Here is a 19,592-nt window from a genome sequence, read left to right as displayed (position 1 = left end):
GCTACCAGATCATCTCAGCAGCTTTGATTACATATGGATCATTTATTACCTGGGGTTCTACACTGTCAAAATTCATAACTACAACTGCAAAATAACTATCCTCACTCCAAAGTGTTCCATATTTCGATTCATGAAGGTACGCTACTGCGGGAACAATTGCCTCTTCTCGAAAATCGCCGCTTGCTTCAGAAAGAGAGAATTCATTTTTAATATTATATATATGAGTTGCTCTGTAACTTGAACGATCGATTTTCACAAGATATATTAGTGTGTCTGGACTATCCAGAACAGCCTGAGAAACGTTCAGTGATACTATCCAGTCTTTGGCTCTCCATCCTGAATCTAGTCCTACAAGACTCTGCGGCTCGATTCGCATCTTGAATCGGTTGTGATCAATATCCACAAGCTTAAACCAGTTCTCCATGGTTGTAGAAACAGATGTCGAGGTGCTGTTTACAACGTAGTCAGCATCGCCATGAAACACCACTTGTGCAGCCGGAAGAATGCTTTCATTTTTAGGGTATACTCCCCAACCGATTCTGTTGTAGTAAGCAGTTGAGTGCAGAGCCTTGCTGAGTTTAAAAAACACAGGAGTCCTTGCCGAACTTGATCTACCACCATCCAAATAATCCTCAAACCACAAGTCTGGTGTATTGAACCCAAGACTCTTCTCGAAGACCTCAACCAATACATCGGGTATTTCGCTTACGTGTTTCGTAATCTCTGAGCTGTAGTTCGCATGATCTCCACTTGCACTGGTTCCAGAGATTTTTGCGGTAATCTTGATTTCGAAGTTTTCGTAAACAGGAAGGTAAACGACAACTTTCGAGTTTCTGTCGCTCGGGATTATTTTAACCAGGTCATTTCTCGGTATCCAATTAAAACTCCCTTGAGGTTTGGCATCTACTGACCACTGGTAGTTCGACGATTGATCTGGCATGAATAATAGTGCGTTGGCTTCAATGACGACCGGTTTTCCGGGTTCCCATCCGATTCTCTGCGCTAGAAGCAGGATGGTTCCTTTAATTGGGAAACAAGAAGAAACTGTGAACGCAACTACTACTAATACACCCAATACCAAGAACAACTTCGCTCTTTTCATTTCGATCCCCTCCCTTTCAGGTATTTCCTGACAAATTCATCTTCCTCTTCTTCAGCAAGACCGTCCAGTCTCGCACAGAACAGTCTGTCAAGCGCTTCCCTGATCTCCGGTCCTTCTTTCATGCCGTATTTCTCTATTAGCGCGTTTCCGTCGATTGTCAATCTTGTTTCGCTCAATCTCTTCAGATAAGAGAAAAACAGGAGGTCATAATCATTATCGAGATGGCTGTCAATGAAGTTCAGGGTTTCCGGTTTCCTTGTTCTAAGCAAAACATGAAACTGAGAAGGCGTTTTGGGCTTCTCATTTACTATTCTACCAGCAGTGTCTATTGCATCAGTAAGCCTGTCGAGAAAGTTTCTCGTAAGTCCGTAGCGTTCGATACACCATTCAACAGCCTCATTATCGCTATTTCTAAGCATAATCATCAAGAGAGTGTAGAATATTTTGTCTTCTCCTATAATCGAAGCGTTTCTGTCTCTTCTGCAGAAGTACCTGTAAAGCATTATATCGGTTTCTCTATCAAATTTCGACTGTGGGAAGAGCTTCTCAGTTACGCCAAACCCCGAAAGCCTTCTCAAAGCCTTCAAAGGAAGAGGTTCATAGAGAGTCTTAATCAACTCATCCCTAAGCCGTTGCCCTGTCACTCTATCAAGATAGCCTTCGGCAGCGCACTGCTTCAGTAGTTCGGCAGTCCTCACTTCAATTTCGAATCCAAAGCGTTGTTCGAACCTAACTGCTCTGAGAATTCTGGTTGGGTCCTCAATAAAACTAAGTGGATGCAGCGCCCTTATCACTCCTTTTGAAAGATCCCTTCTTGAACCAAAAAAATCGATCAGTATCCCAAACTCTTCCTGGTTAAGTTTCACTGCCATTGCGTTTATTGAGAAGTCCCTTCTATATAGATCTTTCTTGATCGTGCTCATTTCCACTTCCGGAAGCATTGCAGGCTTCTTATAATACTCAGTTCTAGCGGTAGCTACGTCGATTCTCAGCCCGTCGTTGAAGAACATCGAGCTTGCAAGGAACTCTCTGTGCTCTACGATCTTGATGTTGAAATATTTCTTGAAAGTCTCGGCAAAAGCGTTTGCGTTTCCCTCAACTACAACATCCAGGTCAAGATTCTGTTTGTTAAGAAGTAAATCTCTGACAAAACCCCCAACGATATATGTCGGCATATTCAATTCGCTCCCGACCGCTCCAAGAAATCTCAACATAGTTACTATTCGCTTTTCCACACGTTCCTCAATGAGATCTTCGATAGGAAACTTCGAATAACTCTGATCACTGTCATTGCCTCCAGGGTCGATTATCCTCTTTCTTCCAAAAGCGCTTTTCAGCAAATCAGTTCTAGTAACGATTCCAATTAGTATGCCGTTGTCGATAATCAGTATTGCGGTTGTATCGTTCTCTACCATCTTGTCAGTCGCCGATTGAACTGAATCATCAGCAGAGGCTGTAACGAAAAAGCGGTCCATGACTTCGATTATTCTTCTTGTTGCAAGTCCGTGGCGAACGGCTTTTTCAACGTTTCTGTACTTCGAGACACCCACTATCTTTTCGTGGTCTACCACTGGAAGTGTGTGATGACCGGTTCTGTGCATTATCTTGAAGACGTCCTCCACTTTCATCTCGGCTAGTACTGTTCTTACAGGAGAAGACATTATCTCCCGGACCTTTATAAGACGATCAATGTTGTCTTCGAAGTTCCTGATTATCTTTTCTTCGGCATCTTCAACAGAGCAAGCTTCAAAGTAGCCGAGAGTGTAAGACCCGCCGCCGTTCCTTAGAACTCCCTCGAGTTTTGCCGTGTCTAGACTCATGTATCGTGATCTCATTGTGAAATAGACTCTGCTTTTGGTCTCGAGCAAGACCACTAGATTCTCGACCCCCAGAAACGACCAGAGCTTCTCCACAACGAGACTGAAGCCGCCGGGTAGAGAGTCTCTCTTTGCAGTTGCGATATTGACTTCCACGCCTCTGACAAGTTTGCTCTTCAAACCCAGGATCAATGATTCAACAAGTCTCTGCTGGGCTGAACTTAACCTGTAACCAGAGTAAACTCCCAGGTCGTCCGGCTGGGCACCGATATCTATAAGCCACGCTGCCGTTCTGAGGTCCTGTGCTTTGGTCGAGGCATGGGTGAAGTTTCCCGTTCCCCTGTAGATGGCCGTTGCAAATAGAGTTGCCTCATTTCGGGAAATCTCCTTCTTCTTCTTCCGCAATTGGTTGCACAGTAGAGTAGTGCAGGACCCCAGTTCTCTGAAAACTCCGATCTGATTGCCCGAAAGACTTGTCCTGTGATGATCGAAAAACCTTAATTCTGTGTTCTTTCCGATTACTCTTTGCAAAGAAGAGGGAATCCTCTTTATATCTGATGTGTCAACAATAACCACAGAGGAGAGATCGGAGATCTTCAGCTCGTTGATGTAGTAGAAAGACAGCAGAAGACTTTTCGAAGAAAGGAAGCTCTTCAACGCAGGAACAAGCTGTCCTCCAAAGACGATAATGTGATCTGGATAGAGCTTCTGAGCTGCAACCGCAGATGCGAACGCATCGAAATCCGGATTACGGTGAGTTGTTATTACTTTCAAAGATGTTCCACCTCTTAAGTTTTTCGTAAAGCGTGCTCTTGCTTATCCCGAGAATCTTCGCAACTCTTGTTTTGTTTCCTTCGTTTCTCTCAATTAGCCAGTATATGTAGCGCCTCTCCAGCTCGTCGAGAGATACTTCTTCGAATCTAAAATCGTCTTCGAGAACTTGCTTACGTTCGGGAGTTGTCGAACGGGAGAGGCTTTTCAAGGTACCGTTCACCGCAAGGATTGACAACAGCCTGTTACGTAGTTCACGCACATTCCCTGGCCAATCGTAGTCCTTCATGCTTTCGGTAAACTCTTCGGGTACTTTTGAGATCCTCTTCATGCCAAGCTCGTCACAAAGCGTAGGCAAAAAGTGACTAATCAGAAGTGGGATATCTTCTCTCCTCTCCCTTAAGGGGTCAATCTTCAATCTCACGACGTTCAGTCTGTAGAAGAGGTCACTTCTGAAGACACCTTCAGCCACGGCGATCTCCAGGTCTCTGTTCGTTGCCGCTATTACTCTCAAATCAAGCTTGCGAGAATTGGTACCTCCCAGTCTCTGGCTGCTAGATGTCTCAAGCACTCTCAAGAGCTTCACTTGCATAGGAAGCGGCATCTCCGATATCTCGTCCAGAAAGAGTGTTCCGCGATGAGACTCCTCGATCAAGCCGGGTTTTGAGTTCATTGCTCCGGTGAAGGCTCCTTTCTCATAACCGAAGAGTTCGCTTTCGAATAGATTCTCAGGAATAGCACCGCAGTTTATCGGAACGAACTTCTTTCTTCCGCTTTTTTGATGAATGGTTCTTGCAACGACTTCCTTTCCGGTACCGCTTTCGCCTTCAAGGAGGACTGTCACCTTCTTCGGAGCAATCATTTCAATCGTTTCCTTCATGCGAATAACGCTTTTGCTATTTCCAAGTATCTCTACGGGTGGTTCCGCAACTACCATTTCTGCAAGGTTATCTCTCTCCCGAGAAACCTCCGAGAACTCTATTGCTCGCTTCACTTCAAGGAGTGCGTGAGTCAAGTCGAAGGGTTTCTCAAGGAAATTGAAGGCGCCATTTCTTACGGCTTCAATTGCAGTGTTGATGTCTCCGTGTGCTGATACTACTATTACAGGTGCATTCGCCGAGGCCTCAGGAAGAATTTCAAGTCCCGAACCGTCGGGCAGTCTCACGTCAAGAATCAGACAGTCGAAGATTTCTTCGGATATCTGCTTTTTTGCCTGCGCCAGGTTATATACCTGTACAACTTCGTATCCCTCTTCTTCCAATGCTGCACCCAGCAGTCCGTTGAAAGCGAGATCATCGTCAACCAATAGAATTCTGCTCTTCATTTACTTGCCTCCTGAAGGTCAAAGCAAATACTGTTCCCCTTCCGGGTGCGCTCCTCATTTTCAATCTTACATCGTTCTCTTCGCAGAAACTGTGGACGAGGTACAGTCCGAGCCCCGATCCCTCTGACTTAGTTGAGAAGAAAGGTTTGAATATCTTTTGCTGAGCCTCTAAGTCTATTCCCTTTCCGTTGTCGGCTAGAATCAGCGTCAGAAGTTCTCTTGATGCCCTTACTTTTACGAGGATCAGACCTTTTCCATGAGTAGTTGCTTCAACAGCATTCATGAAGAGGTTTTTTATCACATTCTCGAGTCTACCCTTTTGTATCAACACAGTTCCCTTATCAAGAGAGACTAAACTAAGCTGAATCTTTTTTTCGGAGAAGATTGATGACATAAAGCTGGCGATTTTGCTCACCTGCTCTGACAGATCGACTCTTTCAAACTCTTCTCCATATCTGAAGATCTGTAGAATACCCCCAACCCTGCTTTGAAAAGAATTTAGCTCTCTCGACAGAGTCTCAATATATTCAGCTTTATTTGTTCTCTTGAACAGATCAAGTGCCAGTCTAACATTTGCGAGAGGTTGCTTGAGTCCATGTGCAAGGTCGGCGACTGTCTGAGCGTCTACTGCGTATCTTCTTGTCTTTTCAAGAAGCTGTTTTGTCTTCCACTGACTGGTCTTGTCGGTAAGAGTAAGCAAGAAACCGCTCTTTTTCTTATGTGCTACTGAAACTTGGTAGCGTTTTCCGAGTTTCTTACTGTAAACTTCGTACTGCCCTTCTTGAAGAGGAAAGATTAGGCCTGTTCTTCTTGTGAATCTGTCGATTCGCAGATACCTGGCACCCTGGCTTCCATAGGAAAAACTCTTGATGAATGCCTCGTTTACTAGGTCGAAATTCCCTTTCTCGTCAACCGAAACAACGGCAATATCGAGAGTATTAAGGAGTTCCGAGTAATCCATGTATAGTTTCTCATAGTAGTTTCTCTCTTCTTCCACCTGGAGAGAGAGATTCCTGTAGAAACCATATATCTCGTTGAACTGACCATCAAGCTCTCCAATAGTCTTTTTCTCACCTGTACGGACAAGTCTTATTAGCCTCTCGAGTTGCCTAACTAGTGTGAAATAAACGGTAACGGTCGATGTGGCCGCCAAAACAACTACTAGAAAAACTCTCTCGAGACTGAAACCGTATAAGAGGGAGAACAGGAATCCTGCGCTCAGCACTACTCCGCCTACGATGTAGTGATAGCCTGGTTTGAACAGACCTCTATCAGACTTTGACAAGCGTTATGGGTTCTCCTTCTTCAATAGAAAGGAAATGCTGTGCGCTTCCCTTGTTCACAGTTATCTCCAAAAAACCGGCTGAATCGAAGTGAGCCATCAGGTTTCCCGGGTTGACATCGTAGTAAGTGTTTCCAAAGGTCAGCTTGAAGGGTCTTCTCCCTTTAACTATCTCAAGAGTATCGCCTTCTTCCAGATCCTTTCCAAGAGATGCTGGAATATTGGTCTCGAGATTCCCAAAGTGATCATAGAAGGCGGTCTCTCCCATAATCGTATTTCCATCTCTGACAGGCTTCTTGTATTTCAAGTACTCGAAGTTCATAAGTCTTGAACCAAGCTTTTCTGGCTCGACTCCCGCATCCACATAGGCTGCCACTGGAGCGAAGATATCTCTACCGTGGAAGCTTCTAGAACTGCCTCTGTGGTATTCTCTGTTTTCCAATTCACGAATCTCGTGAATACCATACTCTTCCCCAACAAATGTGAACAAACCGTTGTCGGGGCCAACAAGCCGCCTTCCATCCTTAAGAATCATCATTATTGGCTTTCTCGAAGTTCCCACGCCGGGATCGACAACTGCGAGGAAGACTGCATCCTTGGGAAGATCCCGTATTACTCTTTGCACGACGTATGCTCCGTGTTTAATGCTGAAAGGTTTGATATCATGGCATATATCTATTATCTCGGCCTTTCTATTTACTTCTTTAATCGCGGCTTTAGCTACACCAACATAATAGCTGCTTAGTCCCCAGTCACTCAAAAATGCTATCACAGTTATCCCTCCATATTAGGACGATAGAAGAGAATACTCTTTCTACGCCTTCTGATTCCAGCTTATAAAGATTTGAATCGATCTTACAGTCTGTGGCTCCGAAGCCGGGAACTTGTTTGCCGTAATTCGAGACGAACCGGGAAAGCTGTTCTTCTCTACGGTGCTCAGATGGAAGTAGCAACACTGCAACAACTTCTGCCTTTTCTCTCAGGAAATCGATGTGCCAGTGCCGTTTCTTTCGCTCAACGAGGTGCCTCTTAACTCGTTCTGAAAGAGATTTCATTGCCGATCCAACGTAAAGATAGTATCCCATTTCCAGAGACCAGGCCTTTCCACGAGAAGAAATCTCTTCCGGCTCCTTCAAAAAAAGTAGAATCAAATAGTTTCCCTTATTTTGATACATGATGTAGATATTATACGACAACAAGTTAGTTAGATAAGGAGATGGCAGCGAACGGAAGAGGAGCATAATATATAATTTACTAGAGGTGATTTGAATGGCTTTTGTTGAAGTGAAGAGGGACAGTATCGCAGAGAATGTAAGAAGGATTAGGGAACTGGCTAAGAACAATGGGGTAGAAATTGCCGGAGTGACTAAGGTCGTGTGCGGCGATCCCAGCATAGTAGATGTACTGTTGAAGAACGGCATTTCTGAAATTGGCGAGTCAAGGCTGGAGAACATATCGAGGATTAAAGGCTCTGGAATGAAGGCCGATTACCTCCTGCTCAGACTTCCTGAACAGGCTAGATTCAGGGAAGTAGTGGAGCTAGTAGACACGGTTCTGATAGGGAATTTGGAGACTTTGGTCAGACTCAATGAAGTATCGACTGAAAGCGGCAAAGATTTGAAATTCATATATATGATCGATACCGGAGACCTCAGAGAGGGAGTCATGTATTACGAGGCTGAGGCAATTCTTATGAAGGCATTCGAGATTGTCGGAACGAATCTCGATGGAATTGGGACAAACCTCGGGTGTTTCGGCGGAGTGATAGCCTCTCCCGCCAAATTCGAGATACTTTTAGACCTGGGAGAGTCGCTTAGAAAGGCAACCGGATACTCCATGAGGAGATACTCAGCAGGAAACACCGCTTCGCTTCCTCTTCTCGAAGATGGAACGCTTCCCAGAGGCATAAATCACTTCAGATTGGGTGAATCTATCATGTGTGGAACAGATGTCACTAACAACCGAAGAGTTCCGGGAACCCTACAGAACACATTCACTCTCGTAGGAGAGATTATTGAACTTGCAGAGAAGCCCTCCATACCAATTGGCGATATCGGTCATGATGCCTTTGGTCGGATTCCAAGGTTCGTAGATAAAGGGAAGAGAATGAAGGCAATACTTGATCTTGGTGAACAAGATGTGGTTCCCTCCGGATTGACACCTTTGGTAAGTGGATGTGAAATAATTCATGCTTCGAGCGACCATCTGATAGTGGATGTAACCGATTCCGAGAAGTCCTTTGCTGTTGGTGACTCGATTCCCTTCAGAATGTCTTACGGAGCTCTGTTAAGAGTTATGACATCTTCCTATGTGAGAAAGGTGTACTTATGATAAAGCTTCTGGAAAAGAGCGATCGGAGCAGAGTGGAGGAGATCGTAAAGACGATCTGGGAAGGAGATGACTATATCCCCTTGGTTTTTGACAAGTGGGTAGACGACCCCTCTTGCTATTTCATGGGTTTTTGGAGTGAAGGAGGATTAATTGGAATAGATAATCTAAGGCTATTCTCCGACAAAGTGGGCTGGATGGAAGGAATGAGAATAGACCCCGCCTTTCAGGGAAGGGGATACGGGAAAGAGTTGGGCAAAGAGATGTTGCAGTTGACCAGAGATCTGGGGCTTGAAAGGCTGTATTTTGCAACTTACTTTGACAACACGGCTTCGATCAAGATGAACGAAGCTTTTGGCTTCGAACGAATAGCTGTCTTCACAAATCTGGAGAAGGAGATTGACGAATTGACTCCCTTTTCCATCAATCTTCTGGAAAGCGACGAGATTCCGGAAATCGATGATCACATCAGCGAAGACTGGTCATTTATTCCAAAAGAAGTTCCAAAAAAGACCAGTTTCCTGATACATCCTGTGCAACTTTCAGATGGCGCTAACTGGGCGGTTTTGTCGATAAACTCCAAGTTCAGTGATTGTCTTGACATCAATTTCATTGAAATGGAGGACAGGGAGAGTATTGAGGTTTTCGTGAAGGAGCTTGTTTGTTACGCTAGGGCGAGAGGTTTCGGCCGTATGCATACCATGGCCAGCGAGGATTTTGATCTAGAACCCTTTCTACTGAATGGATTCAAACCTTTCGAGAGAACAAAGGATGTATTTCTCTATTACGCCGATGGTTCAACTCTTCAAATCTGATCTCCATAAGTCATTTTGGACTGTATCTGGTGATCGTGTACTCGGCGATCTTGGATAGTTTTTTTCAATTCGAGAAGAGATGGTGTTGAGCTGAGTGTAGAGCTGAATGGCTGTTACAAACTCTGATTGCGTCAGTTTCGGATCTAGAGCCCGGGGTATCCTACAATTACCAGGACGGTTTCTGATGGCTTCAATTGTCGGGACTCAATGCAATAATGAAATCTACGCAAAGAGTCAGTTCTGCTTTGATTGCAATCTTTGGTATGATTCGATGATTGGAGTCTGTATCAAGATTCTTCCTCTTTCATAAAGACACACTCTGAAGATGAGATGGAAGATGAAGGTCGAAAGTGACAAGCGGATCCAAGTGATGGCAATAGCCCTTATGACATCAGAGCTGAATCAAAGTGCAAATCAGAAGCCCCACAGACACCACCCTCTCTGTTTGGATACAGAGAGCTTCATTCTAGGCAATAAGGTCCGCTTTCATGAGCTTTAAAGTTTATTGAGAGATGGAACACCGTCCTATTTCTTCTTCACTTACATTCTTAGCCATTCATGGCCTGGTCTCGAGCCAATTGAATTTCCGCCATTTCTCGAAAGATGCGAACCGGGTTTGCATAGGAGCGGTTTGAACAGGGAGATTAGGGGGGTTCTCGAGTCCGGAACTCTGGAGAAACTCCAGGAAAGCCAGAAGCCGCTATGGAATGAAGTTGAGAAAGACGCTATCGAAGCTTTGGTCGGTAATAGTATTGAGAGAGTTAGTGGCGGTTTTTTGGAATAGTTACAAAGAACTTGTTTTGCTCCAAATCCGCTTTTCCCTGAACTTGTTTCTCTTGGTGCATCTGGATCTGACGGGCTCTACAGTATTGCAAGATATCCAGGCAGAGCGACCGAGAAGTGGCCCTATGAGCCAGGGGTCACGGCGCCCGATGAAGAATTCTTCAGTTATCTTGAGAACTTCGTCTGGTCTAGAATCGTTGCTTTTTACGAGTTCTGTCACCCGCGTGCAGATCTCTTTCTCTCGCGGAACGCCGAACTCGTCAAAAGACTCGAGCACTCACCTTTCGCGCTTGGAATTCTCGAGTCTTACGGAGAGAAGTATCCTTCCCGGGAGGATATGTTCGCCGAGTTTCTTATCTTCGGGATGACATATGCCTATCTGCTGGACGAATTTGGAGAGGAAGTTGCAGAAAGCTTCCGTAAGACCATGGAAGACAAAGCAGGCTTCACGATGAGCAATGTTGTTGGAAGACAGCTTCACCTTTACCTGAAAGCTTCAAAAGAAGGGAGAGCTATGAAGTTTGAAGATGAGCTTGCCGAGATTTCGGCACAGAATAGACAGCATCTTCTCGACAGAGCTCTGAGTGTTAACTGAGAAGGATCGCCTAGAGTTCTCTAGCCTTTGACAGAGCCCGCAAGAAGTCCTCTCAGGAAGTATTTACCAAGCAGTACATAGACAACCAGCGTTGGTAGAGCAGCCAGCAGTGCTCCAGCCATCTGAACATTCCATTCAACAACCTGACTCCCGGCAAGATTGACCAAAGCGACTGTAATTGGCTGCTTTGTGGGATCACTCGTTACAGTTACCGCGAAGAGAAACTCGTTCCAGATATTAGTGAACTGCCAGATCACAACTACTACGAAGCCGGGTAGAGAAATTGGAAAGAGAACTTTCAGGTAGGTCCTGAATATACCGGCGCCATCTATTCCAGCCGCTTCAATTAGCTCCGTAGGTACTTCACTGTAGTAATTGCGGAAGATCAAAGTTGTTATCGGCAATCCATAAACTACATGGACCAAAATCAATCCCCAAAGTGAGCCGTAAAGACCTATGTCTTGCAGGAAACGAATAAGAGGGAAAAGGACACTCTGATAAGGAATGAACATCCCGAAGAGAACTAGAGCGAAAAGCAAATCGGAACCTCTGAATTTCAGTTTCGATAAAACGTAACCGTTAATAGAGCCAATTATGGCTGATAAGAGCGTTGCAGGAATCACCAAAATGAATGAATTCCTCAGGTTAGGAGCGAGACGGTTGAAAGCCTTTGCGAAGCCATCAAGAGAGGGTTCCTTAGGCAGGAACCACATTTTCTCCAGGCCGACTTCTCTGAGAGGTTTGAGACTTGTCGCCAGAAGGACATAGATTGGCATCAGAAAGAACAATGCAAATACAACCAGAAGAATGTAAGTGACGATTTTCTTGATCATACCCTCTTCTCCTTTCTGAAAGCCGAGGCAAGATATGGGATAATTACAACGGCGACCAACAAGAGCATAATGATAGCTATTGCCGATCCAGTTGCGTATTTGTTTGCTCTGAAAGTCGTTTCAAACATATACAGCGCAGGCATATCGGTAACGTTGTTTGGCCCGCTTCCGGTCATCGCATAGACCAGATCAAATATCTTCAACGATATGTGACCGAGAATGATCATCGCACTCAAAGTGATCGGCCTGAGAATAGGAAATTTGATTCTCCAGAAGATCTGCCAGCCCGTCGCTCCATCCACTTCAGCTGCCTCGATCAGATCTTGCGATATTCCGCGCAACCCTGCAAGGTACATTGCCATAGTATATCCTGACATTTGCCAGACAGCGGCAACTATTACAGGAATAAGCGCAACATTGAAGTTCAGGAAGCTCTCCGTACTTGTGAACCACTTCCACTGCAAGAGATCGAGCCCAACAATATCGAGAAGAAGGTTCATGCCCTGAGGGCTATTTGGAAGTATTCCAGGAGCGAATATCCATCTCCAGACGGCACCGGTTACTACAAACGATAGCGCCATCGGGAAGAGATATATGTTTCTGAATATACTGGATGCCTTGAGGTTTCGATCGATGAGTGCAGCAAGAATTATCCCTAGAATCAAGCATCCCAGTATGAAGAATAGAGTGAAATACAGGGTGTTCCATAGATCCGTCTGGAATCTCGGATCTTCGAAGAGTCTCAAGTAATTTCTTAATCCGACAAATTCAAATTCGCCTTTAAGGAGTCTCGCGAAACTATTCCAGTTGGAAACAGATGTTCTGATCGTCTGACCGATGAAAAAATAGACGAAGATTCCTATTGCTGCGAATGTTGGTGAAAGAATCAGGAAGGAGATAATTCCACGTCTTGTCTTCCTCTTGATTTAGAACACCCCCAAATAAGGGGCCTGCTACTTGCAGGCCCCTACTAACAAGGATTAATCAATATAGTCTTCAGCGGCACTTTTCATTGCTCTCATCAAGGCCGCTCTGTCCTTTGTGGTTATGAAGATGTTCACTGCATCGTTCAACTCCGTTACGAACCCTTCCGGAGCGGCTGATCCATGGGCAATAGAGGGACATAGAGCGTTGGTCGAGAAATCCTCCATCGACCAGATGAGATAGGGATCATAGAGAGACTTGTCTGCATCGAGTCTTGCCGGAATCGAACCCTTTATCGGGTTGAAGGCATCCTGCCCTTCTACCGAAGCGACAATTTCCAACCACTTGAGAGCATTCTCTCTGTTTGGTGCGTTCATAGGCAGTCCAAAAGTATCCGTAACAACCATGAAGGAGCCCTCTGTTCCTGGAACTGCCATCCAGCTGAACTCTACTCCCGGTGTCCAGCCAAGCGTCTTCAGGTAACCTTCTGCCCAGTCTCCCATTACATTGAACGCTGCCTTTCCTTCAAAGACCATTCTTGTTGCGTCCTGCCAGGTGAGAGCGGCATGATCTTCATTCACATACTTGATCAATTCTTCAAACACGACTATTGCTCTTTCAACCCCCGGGTCACTGAAGCTTGTCGCGCCGTTCCACAAACCATTATAACCATCAGGTCCGAGAGTTGAAAGCAAGATCGTCTCAAAGAGATGCCCAGCTTCCCACTTGTCCTTGTCTCCTAGCGATAGGGGTATATACCCTGCTTCCTTAATCTTTGCACATACTTCAAGGAAGCCGGGTACATCGGTAGGCACTTCGTCGATTCCCACCTTGCGGAGGATTTCATTGTTTATGAAGACCACGTTTCCTCTGTGCACGTTAACAGGAATCGAGTAAACCTCGCCTTCGTAGCTACAGATGGTCATAATGTCCTCAGGGAACTTGTCAAGAATTCCCCAGCTTTCTAGAATAGCGGTAAGAGGTTCCATCATTCCCGTAACAACGTACGTGTCGATCAACTCCATGCCCCCATGGACCTGGAATGAATCGGGAGGATTACCACCGAGCATTCTGGTCTTCAAGACTGCCTTAGCATTCGTTCCTGCTCCGCCGGCAACCGTTGCGTTGATTATCTCTACGTCTGGATACTTCGCTTTGAAGACATCGTAGATTGCAGCTAGTCCTTCCTCTTCCCCTCCTCCGGTCCACCAGCTGAAGATCTCAACACTTCCCGAAGAAAAAAGCAGACTTACGGACAAAAGAAGAACTGCCAACAAACACTTTTTCATCTAAACACCCCCTGTTATTCGGCATAAAGCCGATTGATAGTCTTCTTCGTCCCTCAAACCGAGTACAGCTCACTAGATATTATACTACGGTTAATATTGCAATAAGCATTTGCTTTGAAAAAGGTTCCAAAAGGTCCTGAATGAGACACGTCTTTCTGGAACATGTACAGCAATTTGACTGAGCGACGCATTTGTTTGTTTAACTGTCCATAAGTTGTCTACATGGTCTCGAGTTTCTGAGCAGCAGTAAATTAGTGGTATCATTTACTAAACGACGACTGGGAGGGATTGGTTTGTCTGCAGTGAATATCTGCATAATAGGTGCAGGAAGCGCAGTGTTTTCGCTTAGGCTAGTGAGCGATATTTGCAAGACAAAGGGACTTCACAAAAGCAAGGTAACTCTAATGGACATTGATGAGGGAAGACTTGAAGCGGTGCATGTTCTAGCCTCGAAATTAGCTGAAGAGATGAAAACTGATCTCAAGTTTTCGAAGACAACGGAGCTAGAAGAAGCGGTCGCGGGAAGCGACTTCGTGATTAATACGGCTCTAGTAGGTGGACACGGATTCCTGGACAGAATCAGGGCCATCGGAGAGAAGCATGGTTACTATAGAGGGATAGACACACAGGAATTCAACATGGTTTCAGACTACTACACACTGACAAATTGGAATCAGCTTTCGTTCTTTTTGAAGATTGCCGAGACAATGGAAAGACTGGCGCCGGAAGCATGGATGCTTCAGGCGGCTAACCCGGTATTCGAAGGGACCACGCTCATAAGAAGAAAATCAAAGATCAGAATGATCGGATTCTGTCACGGTCATTACGATGTTATGGAAGTTGCAGAGACCCTTGGTGTTCACAAAGATGAATTAGACTGGCAGGTTGCCGGTGTCAACCACGGAATATGGCTCAATAGGTTTAGAAGAAGAGGAGAGGACTTGTATCCATTATTCGAGAAATACGCTTCGAAATTCGATGCGAGTGAGTTCAGGCCGTCTAATCCTTTCAATATTCAGATGTCTCCCGCGACGATTGACATGTATTCATTCTATGGTCTGGTTCCTATTGGAGATACGGTTCGAAACAGCGGCTGGAAGTACCATTATGATCAAGATACTCTGGAGAAGTGGTATGGAAGTCCGTGGGGAAGTCCCGACTCAGAACTGGGATGGAAGTGGTACAAGGAGCAGCTGGGTGAAGTCACGAACGCAACCCTAGCTCTTTCGAAAGCTATCGAACAGTTCCCCGGAGCGAGTCTGGAGAAGCTAATAATCGAGGGATCGAAAGGTCTTTCGGGGGATTTCGCAAGAGAAGCTGCCCAACTATATGATAGAAACTCAATGAGCGGTGAGCAGCATATACCTTTTATCGATGCGATTGTCAACGGAAACTCTGCGAGATTCATTGTCAACACTCTTAATCAGGGTGCGATTAAAGGGATTGATGACGATGTTGCCGTTGAAGTTCCGGCAATCGTCGATAGTGATGGAATCCATATAGAAGAGATTGAACCTGCCTTGCCTGAGAGAGTTGTTCAATGGTATCTGAAACCAAGAATACTGAGAATGGAGTGGGCACTTGAGGCATTCAACGAAAGAAATCCCGAACTCATAATCGAAATACTGTTGAGAGATCCTAGAACGAAATCCTACGAACAGGCCAAAGCGGTTGTCGGGGAGATATTCGATTCAGAAGGTGAATATGTATAGATAGATGAACCTGTTCTTTCAAAAACTAGATGATCACATGAAAATGATCTCTTCTCTTCTTGGCGTGAATCTTCAACAGATGCCCCAGCCGAGTCATTTGGAAAAAGTATTTGGGTGACGGAGTGATTACTATTTCGGAAATTGAACGCTGTCCATGGTCGGAAGTAGACGAATTGTATATTGAATATCATGATAGAGAATGGGGAGTTCCAGTTCATGACGACAAGAAGTGGTTTGAGTTCTTAATTCTTGAAGGGGCCCAGGCTGGCCTTAATTGGCACACTGTGCTCAAAAAGCGAGAGAGCTATAGAGAAGCCTTTGCTGGATTCGTTCCTCGGGTGGTGGCTGATTTTGGAAGTGGCGAAGTCGAAGAGTTGTTCAAGAACGCGGGTATAATCAGGAACAGGAGAAAGATTGAATCGGCAATAAACAACGCAAAGAGATTTTTAGAGATTGAAGCTGAATTTGGCGCTTTCGATACTTACATCTGGGGTTTTGTCGGAAATAGACCTATAGTCAACAAATGGGAAAGTCTTTCTGAGATTCCGCCTCTCACCGAAAAGTCCGCTGAGATATCTCGCTCACTCAAACAGCGCGGATTTACTTTCGTTGGGCCGACAATCGTCTATGCTCTTATGCAGGCAACCGGGTTGGTGAACGATCACTTAGTGCATTGTTTCAGGTATACAGAGGTGTGGGACTGACCCGTCAGCTTCTATGCCTCGCCAAGATTGATGGTATAGTATCTCTTGCCTATTGACGACTTCACGAGGGATTCAAGTGAGCTGGCTTCATGCAGAGGAGATCTTCGCTCTTATTGATCTGGTAGATTCCGGTAGAGGTTCTTGCGAGGAGAAAGCGAGTAAGGTTCTCGATTCACCTCTTTCGAAGATGTTTACACAGTTTCGTGTGCACGCTTCGGAGGCAAAGGAATGCTTGCTTGCTGCCATTTCCCGGAGGGAGGATCTTTCGGGTCTTTCGAAGGATTGCACAGAGCTCATAGTTGGACAAGATCAGGGAGAGAAGGCCCGAGTTGAGGGTCTTTCTGGATCTAATTGTGAAAAACGAATCAAAGATAAGATCTTCAGCCATCTCAAAGGCGAAGATGTACCTTCCGGATCAAGCGTCCTTTGAGGGTTTTAACGTCTATCTCATTCCGATGCCTTACAATGCGAATGCCGATCATAGGGGAGTCTAGTTCGATCCTGTTTTTGCCCTGGATATAGGTTTCGATGCGATTGAGTAAGTTCTGGCTCACGAAACACATCGGAAGAAACTCTATCACTGACGAAAGGATTGTGTTTGACGAGACTCCTCTTGATCAGCTCGTGTAGAGATATGTGAGTGTGGAGTGCGAAGGAATAGCGAACTTTGTTAGTGATTCATCTAAGATACCTGCGATGAGACGTGTTGCACTGTCGAGATCGAAAGTCATGGAAGGTTTTGAGAAACATCTCGAGTTGCTTCAGGAAGTCTTCCTTAGTCTTGTGCAGAAGAGTATTTCCGACGATGAAGCTAGAATGATTATGGAGAGAAGTTGGTTCGGTATCGGTAGTTTGGTTCCGGTGGGGATGAAAATGGCCATGGAAACAAAGAAAGAGGTAGGCAAGAAAAGACTTGTGGAGACAGTTGGCGGCACAGTCGCATTTCTAGAAGCATACCAGGAGGCGGCACTGAAAAAATCTTACTACCTCCTGGAAGACGAAACATTTCACAAATTGAGAACACTACTCAAAGCTTAGGGGCATATCAGAGCATAGAAGCAAATTCAGAACCGAACTCTCTGCAGTCGGTCAAGTTTGCGTCGTCGGGGGACCACATTTTCTTCAGGCCAGCCTGGACTACTTCAAATCCGGCTTCTTCAACCATCTTTCCCAGGACTTCTACTGATTCTCCACTCCATCCATAAGTGCCGAACACCGCTGCCTTCTTGTTCTTAAAAGCCAGCCCCTTCACTTCATGAAGCATGCCGGAAAGAGGTGCGAGGATTCCCTTATTGACTGTCGGAGAGCCAAAGAGAACAGCCTTCGACTTGAATATCTCTGTTACAATGTCGTTTTTGTCTGTTTTTCCAGCGTTGTAGAGTTTCAAAGCCGTGTTTTTGCTTACTCTGCCTATACCATCGGCAATGGCTTCAGCCATCATCTTCGTGCCTTCCCACATAGTATCGTAAACGATAGTCACCTGATCTTCCTGGTAGTCGTTTGCCCACTGCAGATACTTTTTGACTATCTGTGTCGGATCTTCTCTCCAGATAATCCCATGGCTAGGGCATATCATGTTCACCGGTAAATTGAAGGAAAGAACTTCTTCTATCTTTCTTATTACGAGCTTGCTGAAAGGAGTTAAAATGTTGGCATAATACTTCACTGCCTCTTGATACAGCTCGGCTTGATCCACAAGATCGTTGTACAGAAGCTCTGTGGCGTAGTGCTGTCCAAATGCGTCGTTGCTGAAAAGAATCGCGTCACCATCCAGGTACTCAAACATTGAATCTGGCCAGTGAAGCATAGGCGCTTCCACAAAGGTTAAGGTCTTCTTGCCGAGAGTGAGAGTGTCGCCCGTCTTCACTGTCACGAAATTCCAGTCCTTATGGAACTGCCCTTTAAGAGACTTCACCGCATTAGCCGTGCAGTAGATTGGCGTGTCTGGAATCTCTCTCATTAGTGCAACGAGACCGCCGCTGTGATCAATCTCCCCATGGTTCGCAATGACATAGTCAATCTCGGACAGATCAATCTCCTTCTTCAGGTTCTCCACAAATTCCTCTGCAAAGGGTGCCCATACTGTATCTATCAGGGCTGTCTTCTCGTCCCTTATTAGGTAAGAGTTGTAACTTGACCCTCTGTGAGTCGAATAATCTTCTCCGTGAAACTTCTTAAGTTCCCAATCGATCTTGCCGACCCAAGTTACACCATCTGTAATCTTCCTTCCCATATCGACACCTCCCGTTTGTTCATTAATACTCTACCAAAAGTGACAGCTTTACTCGGTAACATTTGTTACGTGTACTTGAGTCTTATGTTGAAGGGACTCTTCTCCTATATTGCTCAGAAAGAGTGATGATGCCATTATCTGAGAGCATGAAGTTACCCGTCTCTTGACTGTGTCACTCACTTCTGCTTGCTCAGCGAAGAGCTCTGTTCATTATCCTCTATTCTTGCTGGTCTTGCCGGGTCAATGTCTGAACTGAAAGTGAAGAGATCTTCACTGTCAAGGTGGAAGGTCTGGCAGTATATGTCCGATCATGATAATCTTGAAATGTGAAATGTTTCTATAGGGACTGCCGGAAATTGTGATTTCTTACAGGCATTTGCGAAAAAGGGACTTGCGATAGGAGTGGAGATTTGAAAAGGTTAACAACATATCTGTTTGATCTTGATGGGACGCTAAGTTCTGTTTCTGACGAGGATTTTGCCAGACGTTATTTTCAGCTAATAGCAGACTTTGCTGAGGGTAGAGTCGATTTCGAAAGATTTATGGCATCCCTGCACACATCGCTGAAGAGTCTTTTCGGTGAAAGAGACGGACTCATAAATAACTACGATCATTTCATGGAGAATTTTACCGATTCTATGGGGCAGTGTGACAGGAAATGGTATGAACTGTTCTTCAACGGCTTCTATGACAGTGAGTACAACAGGCTTCGGGAACTGATTGTACCGCGCGAAAGGGTTGTTAAGTCACTTAAAAACCTGAAAAGGGCAGGAAGCGAGATTATTATCGCCACAAATCCGATATTCCCCGAGAAGGCTATTAACAAAAGATTACAGTGGGTAGGATTAGAAAGCGGATTCATCGATTATGTAACTACAATGGAAAACTCTCATTATGTGAAACCCGATGTTAGATACTATCGTGAGATTCTTGAGATAAATAACCTCGAGGCAAAGAACTGCGTGATGATTGGGAACGATATTACCATGGACGGTGTTTGCACGGCTGCAGGAATAGAATACATAGATGTATCTTCAATAGAAGCTATCTGGAAAACAACCTAGACTGCACTCCTGCCAC

Annotated in this window: 19 protein-coding genes; 9 read left to right on the top strand and 10 right to left on the bottom strand. The window is 45.1% G+C overall.

Annotated features, from left to right (window positions below; translation table 11 throughout):
* Position 1 precedes the first annotated feature (1 nt).
* The 6 genes from B3K91_RS07160 to B3K91_RS07135 are packed head-to-tail and all read right to left on the bottom strand — an operon-like array spanning position 2 to position 7,447.
* Positions 2 to 1,102 (bottom strand): hypothetical protein, encoded by a 1,101-nt coding sequence (locus B3K91_RS07160; protein ID WP_292592116.1) that lies wholly within the window; start codon positions 1,100 to 1,102, stop codon positions 2 to 4.
* Positions 1,099 to 3,693: a CBS domain-containing protein gene (locus B3K91_RS07155; protein WP_292594500.1), complete on the bottom strand. Its 2,595-nt coding sequence runs from the start codon at positions 3,691 to 3,693 to the stop codon at positions 1,099 to 1,101. The genes B3K91_RS07160 and B3K91_RS07155 overlap by 4 nt, the downstream gene beginning before the upstream one ends.
* Entirely contained in the window at positions 3,668 to 5,014 is a 1,347-nt protein-coding gene (locus B3K91_RS07150) for a sigma-54-dependent transcriptional regulator (RefSeq protein WP_214079337.1), read from the bottom strand. Before B3K91_RS07150 ends, B3K91_RS07155 begins: the two co-directional genes overlap by 26 nt.
* Positions 4,989 to 6,299 (bottom strand): sensor histidine kinase, encoded by a 1,311-nt coding sequence (locus tag B3K91_RS07145; protein WP_292594497.1) that lies wholly within the window; start codon positions 6,297 to 6,299, stop codon positions 4,989 to 4,991. The genes B3K91_RS07150 and B3K91_RS07145 overlap by 26 nt, the downstream gene beginning before the upstream one ends.
* On the bottom strand, positions 6,286 to 7,068 hold the full coding sequence (locus B3K91_RS07140) for an SAM hydrolase/SAM-dependent halogenase family protein (RefSeq protein WP_099830689.1): 783 nt from the start codon (positions 7,066 to 7,068) through the stop codon (positions 6,286 to 6,288). Before B3K91_RS07140 ends, B3K91_RS07145 begins: the two co-directional genes overlap by 14 nt.
* Entirely contained in the window at positions 7,049 to 7,447 is a 399-nt protein-coding gene (locus B3K91_RS07135) for a GIY-YIG nuclease family protein (protein WP_292592113.1), read from the bottom strand. Before B3K91_RS07135 ends, B3K91_RS07140 begins: the two co-directional genes overlap by 20 nt.
* A gap of 118 nt (positions 7,448 to 7,565) precedes the next feature.
* On the opposite strand from B3K91_RS07135, the gene B3K91_RS07130 reads away from it, so the two are divergent.
* From B3K91_RS07130 to B3K91_RS07115, 4 genes are all read left to right on the top strand, one after another.
* Positions 7,566 to 8,627, top strand: a complete 1,062-nt coding sequence (locus tag B3K91_RS07130; RefSeq protein WP_292594495.1) for an alanine/ornithine racemase family PLP-dependent enzyme — start codon at positions 7,566 to 7,568, stop codon at positions 8,625 to 8,627.
* Complete coding sequence (locus B3K91_RS07125) at positions 8,624 to 9,439, top strand: GNAT family N-acetyltransferase (protein WP_292592111.1); 816 nt, start codon at positions 8,624 to 8,626, stop codon at positions 9,437 to 9,439. The genes B3K91_RS07130 and B3K91_RS07125 overlap by 4 nt, the downstream gene beginning before the upstream one ends.
* 505 nt (positions 9,440 to 9,944) lie before the next feature.
* Complete coding sequence (locus B3K91_RS07120) at positions 9,945 to 10,223, top strand: hypothetical protein (RefSeq protein ID WP_292588514.1); 279 nt, start codon at positions 9,945 to 9,947, stop codon at positions 10,221 to 10,223.
* A gap of 336 nt (positions 10,224 to 10,559) precedes the next feature.
* Entirely contained in the window at positions 10,560 to 10,817 is a 258-nt protein-coding gene (locus B3K91_RS07115) for a hypothetical protein (protein WP_292588516.1), read from the top strand.
* Positions 10,818 to 10,837: 20 nt separating this feature from the next.
* On the opposite strand, the gene B3K91_RS07110 is transcribed toward B3K91_RS07115, so the two are convergent.
* Genes B3K91_RS07110 through B3K91_RS07100 form a run of 3 tightly spaced genes read right to left on the bottom strand, consistent with a single transcriptional unit; the run spans position 10,838 to position 13,863 of the window.
* On the bottom strand, positions 10,838 to 11,650 hold the full coding sequence (locus B3K91_RS07110) for a carbohydrate ABC transporter permease (protein ID WP_099830523.1): 813 nt from the start codon (positions 11,648 to 11,650) through the stop codon (positions 10,838 to 10,840).
* Positions 11,647 to 12,576 (bottom strand): sugar ABC transporter permease, encoded by a 930-nt coding sequence (locus B3K91_RS07105; protein WP_349680353.1) that lies wholly within the window; start codon positions 12,574 to 12,576, stop codon positions 11,647 to 11,649. Before B3K91_RS07105 ends, B3K91_RS07110 begins: the two co-directional genes overlap by 4 nt.
* Before the next feature lie 54 nt (positions 12,577 to 12,630).
* Positions 12,631 to 13,863: an ABC transporter substrate-binding protein gene (locus B3K91_RS07100; RefSeq protein WP_292588522.1), complete on the bottom strand. Its 1,233-nt coding sequence runs from the start codon at positions 13,861 to 13,863 to the stop codon at positions 12,631 to 12,633.
* 293 nt (positions 13,864 to 14,156) lie between these two features.
* Between B3K91_RS07100 and aglA the strand changes: the two genes are divergently transcribed.
* The 4 genes from aglA to B3K91_RS07080 all read left to right on the top strand — a co-directional run bounded on the left by aglA (position 14,157) and on the right by B3K91_RS07080 (position 17,317).
* The gene (gene aglA / locus B3K91_RS07095; protein ID WP_214079343.1) at positions 14,157 to 15,575 is read left to right on the top strand and encodes an alpha-glucosidase AglA; all 1,419 of its coding nucleotides are present in this window, start codon (positions 14,157 to 14,159) and stop codon (positions 15,573 to 15,575) included.
* Between the two features lie 140 nt (positions 15,576 to 15,715).
* Positions 15,716 to 16,279 (top strand): DNA-3-methyladenine glycosylase I, encoded by a 564-nt coding sequence (locus B3K91_RS07090; RefSeq protein ID WP_180977929.1) that lies wholly within the window; start codon positions 15,716 to 15,718, stop codon positions 16,277 to 16,279.
* A 299-nt stretch (positions 16,280 to 16,578) separates the two neighbouring features.
* Entirely contained in the window at positions 16,579 to 16,773 is a 195-nt protein-coding gene (locus B3K91_RS07085; RefSeq protein ID WP_292594492.1) for a DUF5700 domain-containing putative Zn-dependent protease, read from the top strand.
* A gap of 148 nt (positions 16,774 to 16,921) precedes the next feature.
* Positions 16,922 to 17,317 carry a DUF5700 domain-containing putative Zn-dependent protease gene (locus B3K91_RS07080; protein ID WP_292588524.1) on the top strand — a complete coding sequence of 132 codons (396 nt, stop codon included), beginning with the start codon at positions 16,922 to 16,924 and terminating at the stop codon, positions 17,315 to 17,317.
* A gap of 7 nt (positions 17,318 to 17,324) precedes the next feature.
* On the opposite strand, the gene B3K91_RS07075 is transcribed toward B3K91_RS07080, so the two are convergent.
* Complete coding sequence (locus tag B3K91_RS07075) at positions 17,325 to 18,512, bottom strand: anaerobic nitric oxide reductase flavorubredoxin (protein ID WP_292588525.1); 1,188 nt, start codon at positions 18,510 to 18,512, stop codon at positions 17,325 to 17,327.
* A 410-nt stretch (positions 18,513 to 18,922) separates the two neighbouring features.
* Here B3K91_RS07075 and B3K91_RS07070 point away from each other — a divergent pair, with 410 nt between their 5' ends.
* A complete protein-coding gene (locus B3K91_RS07070) occupies positions 18,923 to 19,576 on the top strand; it encodes an HAD family hydrolase (protein ID WP_292592108.1) in 654 nt (217 codons plus the stop codon).
* The last annotated feature ends 16 nt before the right edge of the window (positions 19,577 to 19,592 follow it).

The organism is Mesotoga sp. UBA5847, assembly GCF_002432735.1.
GTDB lineage: Bacteria > Thermotogota > Thermotogae > Petrotogales > Kosmotogaceae > Mesotoga.
This window is presented reverse-complemented; position numbering and strand designations above follow the sequence as displayed.

Excerpts from the sequence above, each read along its gene's own strand:
- B3K91_RS07160 (WP_292592116.1), bottom strand. The coding sequence starts at position 1,102 with ATGAAAAGAGCGAAGTTGTTCTTGGTATTGGGTGTATTAGTAGTAGTT.
- B3K91_RS07150 (WP_214079337.1), bottom strand. The coding sequence starts at position 5,014 with ATGAAGAGCAGAATTCTATTGGTTGACGATGATCTCGCTTTCAACGGA.
- B3K91_RS07130 (WP_292594495.1), top strand. The coding sequence starts at position 7,566 with ATGGCTTTTGTTGAAGTGAAGAGGGACAGTATCGCAGAGAATGTAAGA.
- B3K91_RS07125 (WP_292592111.1), top strand. The coding sequence starts at position 8,624 with ATGATAAAGCTTCTGGAAAAGAGCGATCGGAGCAGAGTGGAGGAGATC.
- B3K91_RS07115 (WP_292588516.1), top strand. The coding sequence starts at position 10,560 with ATGTTCGCCGAGTTTCTTATCTTCGGGATGACATATGCCTATCTGCTG.
- B3K91_RS07110 (WP_099830523.1), bottom strand. The coding sequence starts at position 11,650 with ATGATCAAGAAAATCGTCACTTACATTCTTCTGGTTGTATTTGCATTG.
- B3K91_RS07100 (WP_292588522.1), bottom strand. The coding sequence starts at position 13,863 with ATGAAAAAGTGTTTGTTGGCAGTTCTTCTTTTGTCCGTAAGTCTGCTT.
- B3K91_RS07075 (WP_292588525.1), bottom strand. The coding sequence starts at position 18,512 with ATGGGAAGGAAGATTACAGATGGTGTAACTTGGGTCGGCAAGATCGAT.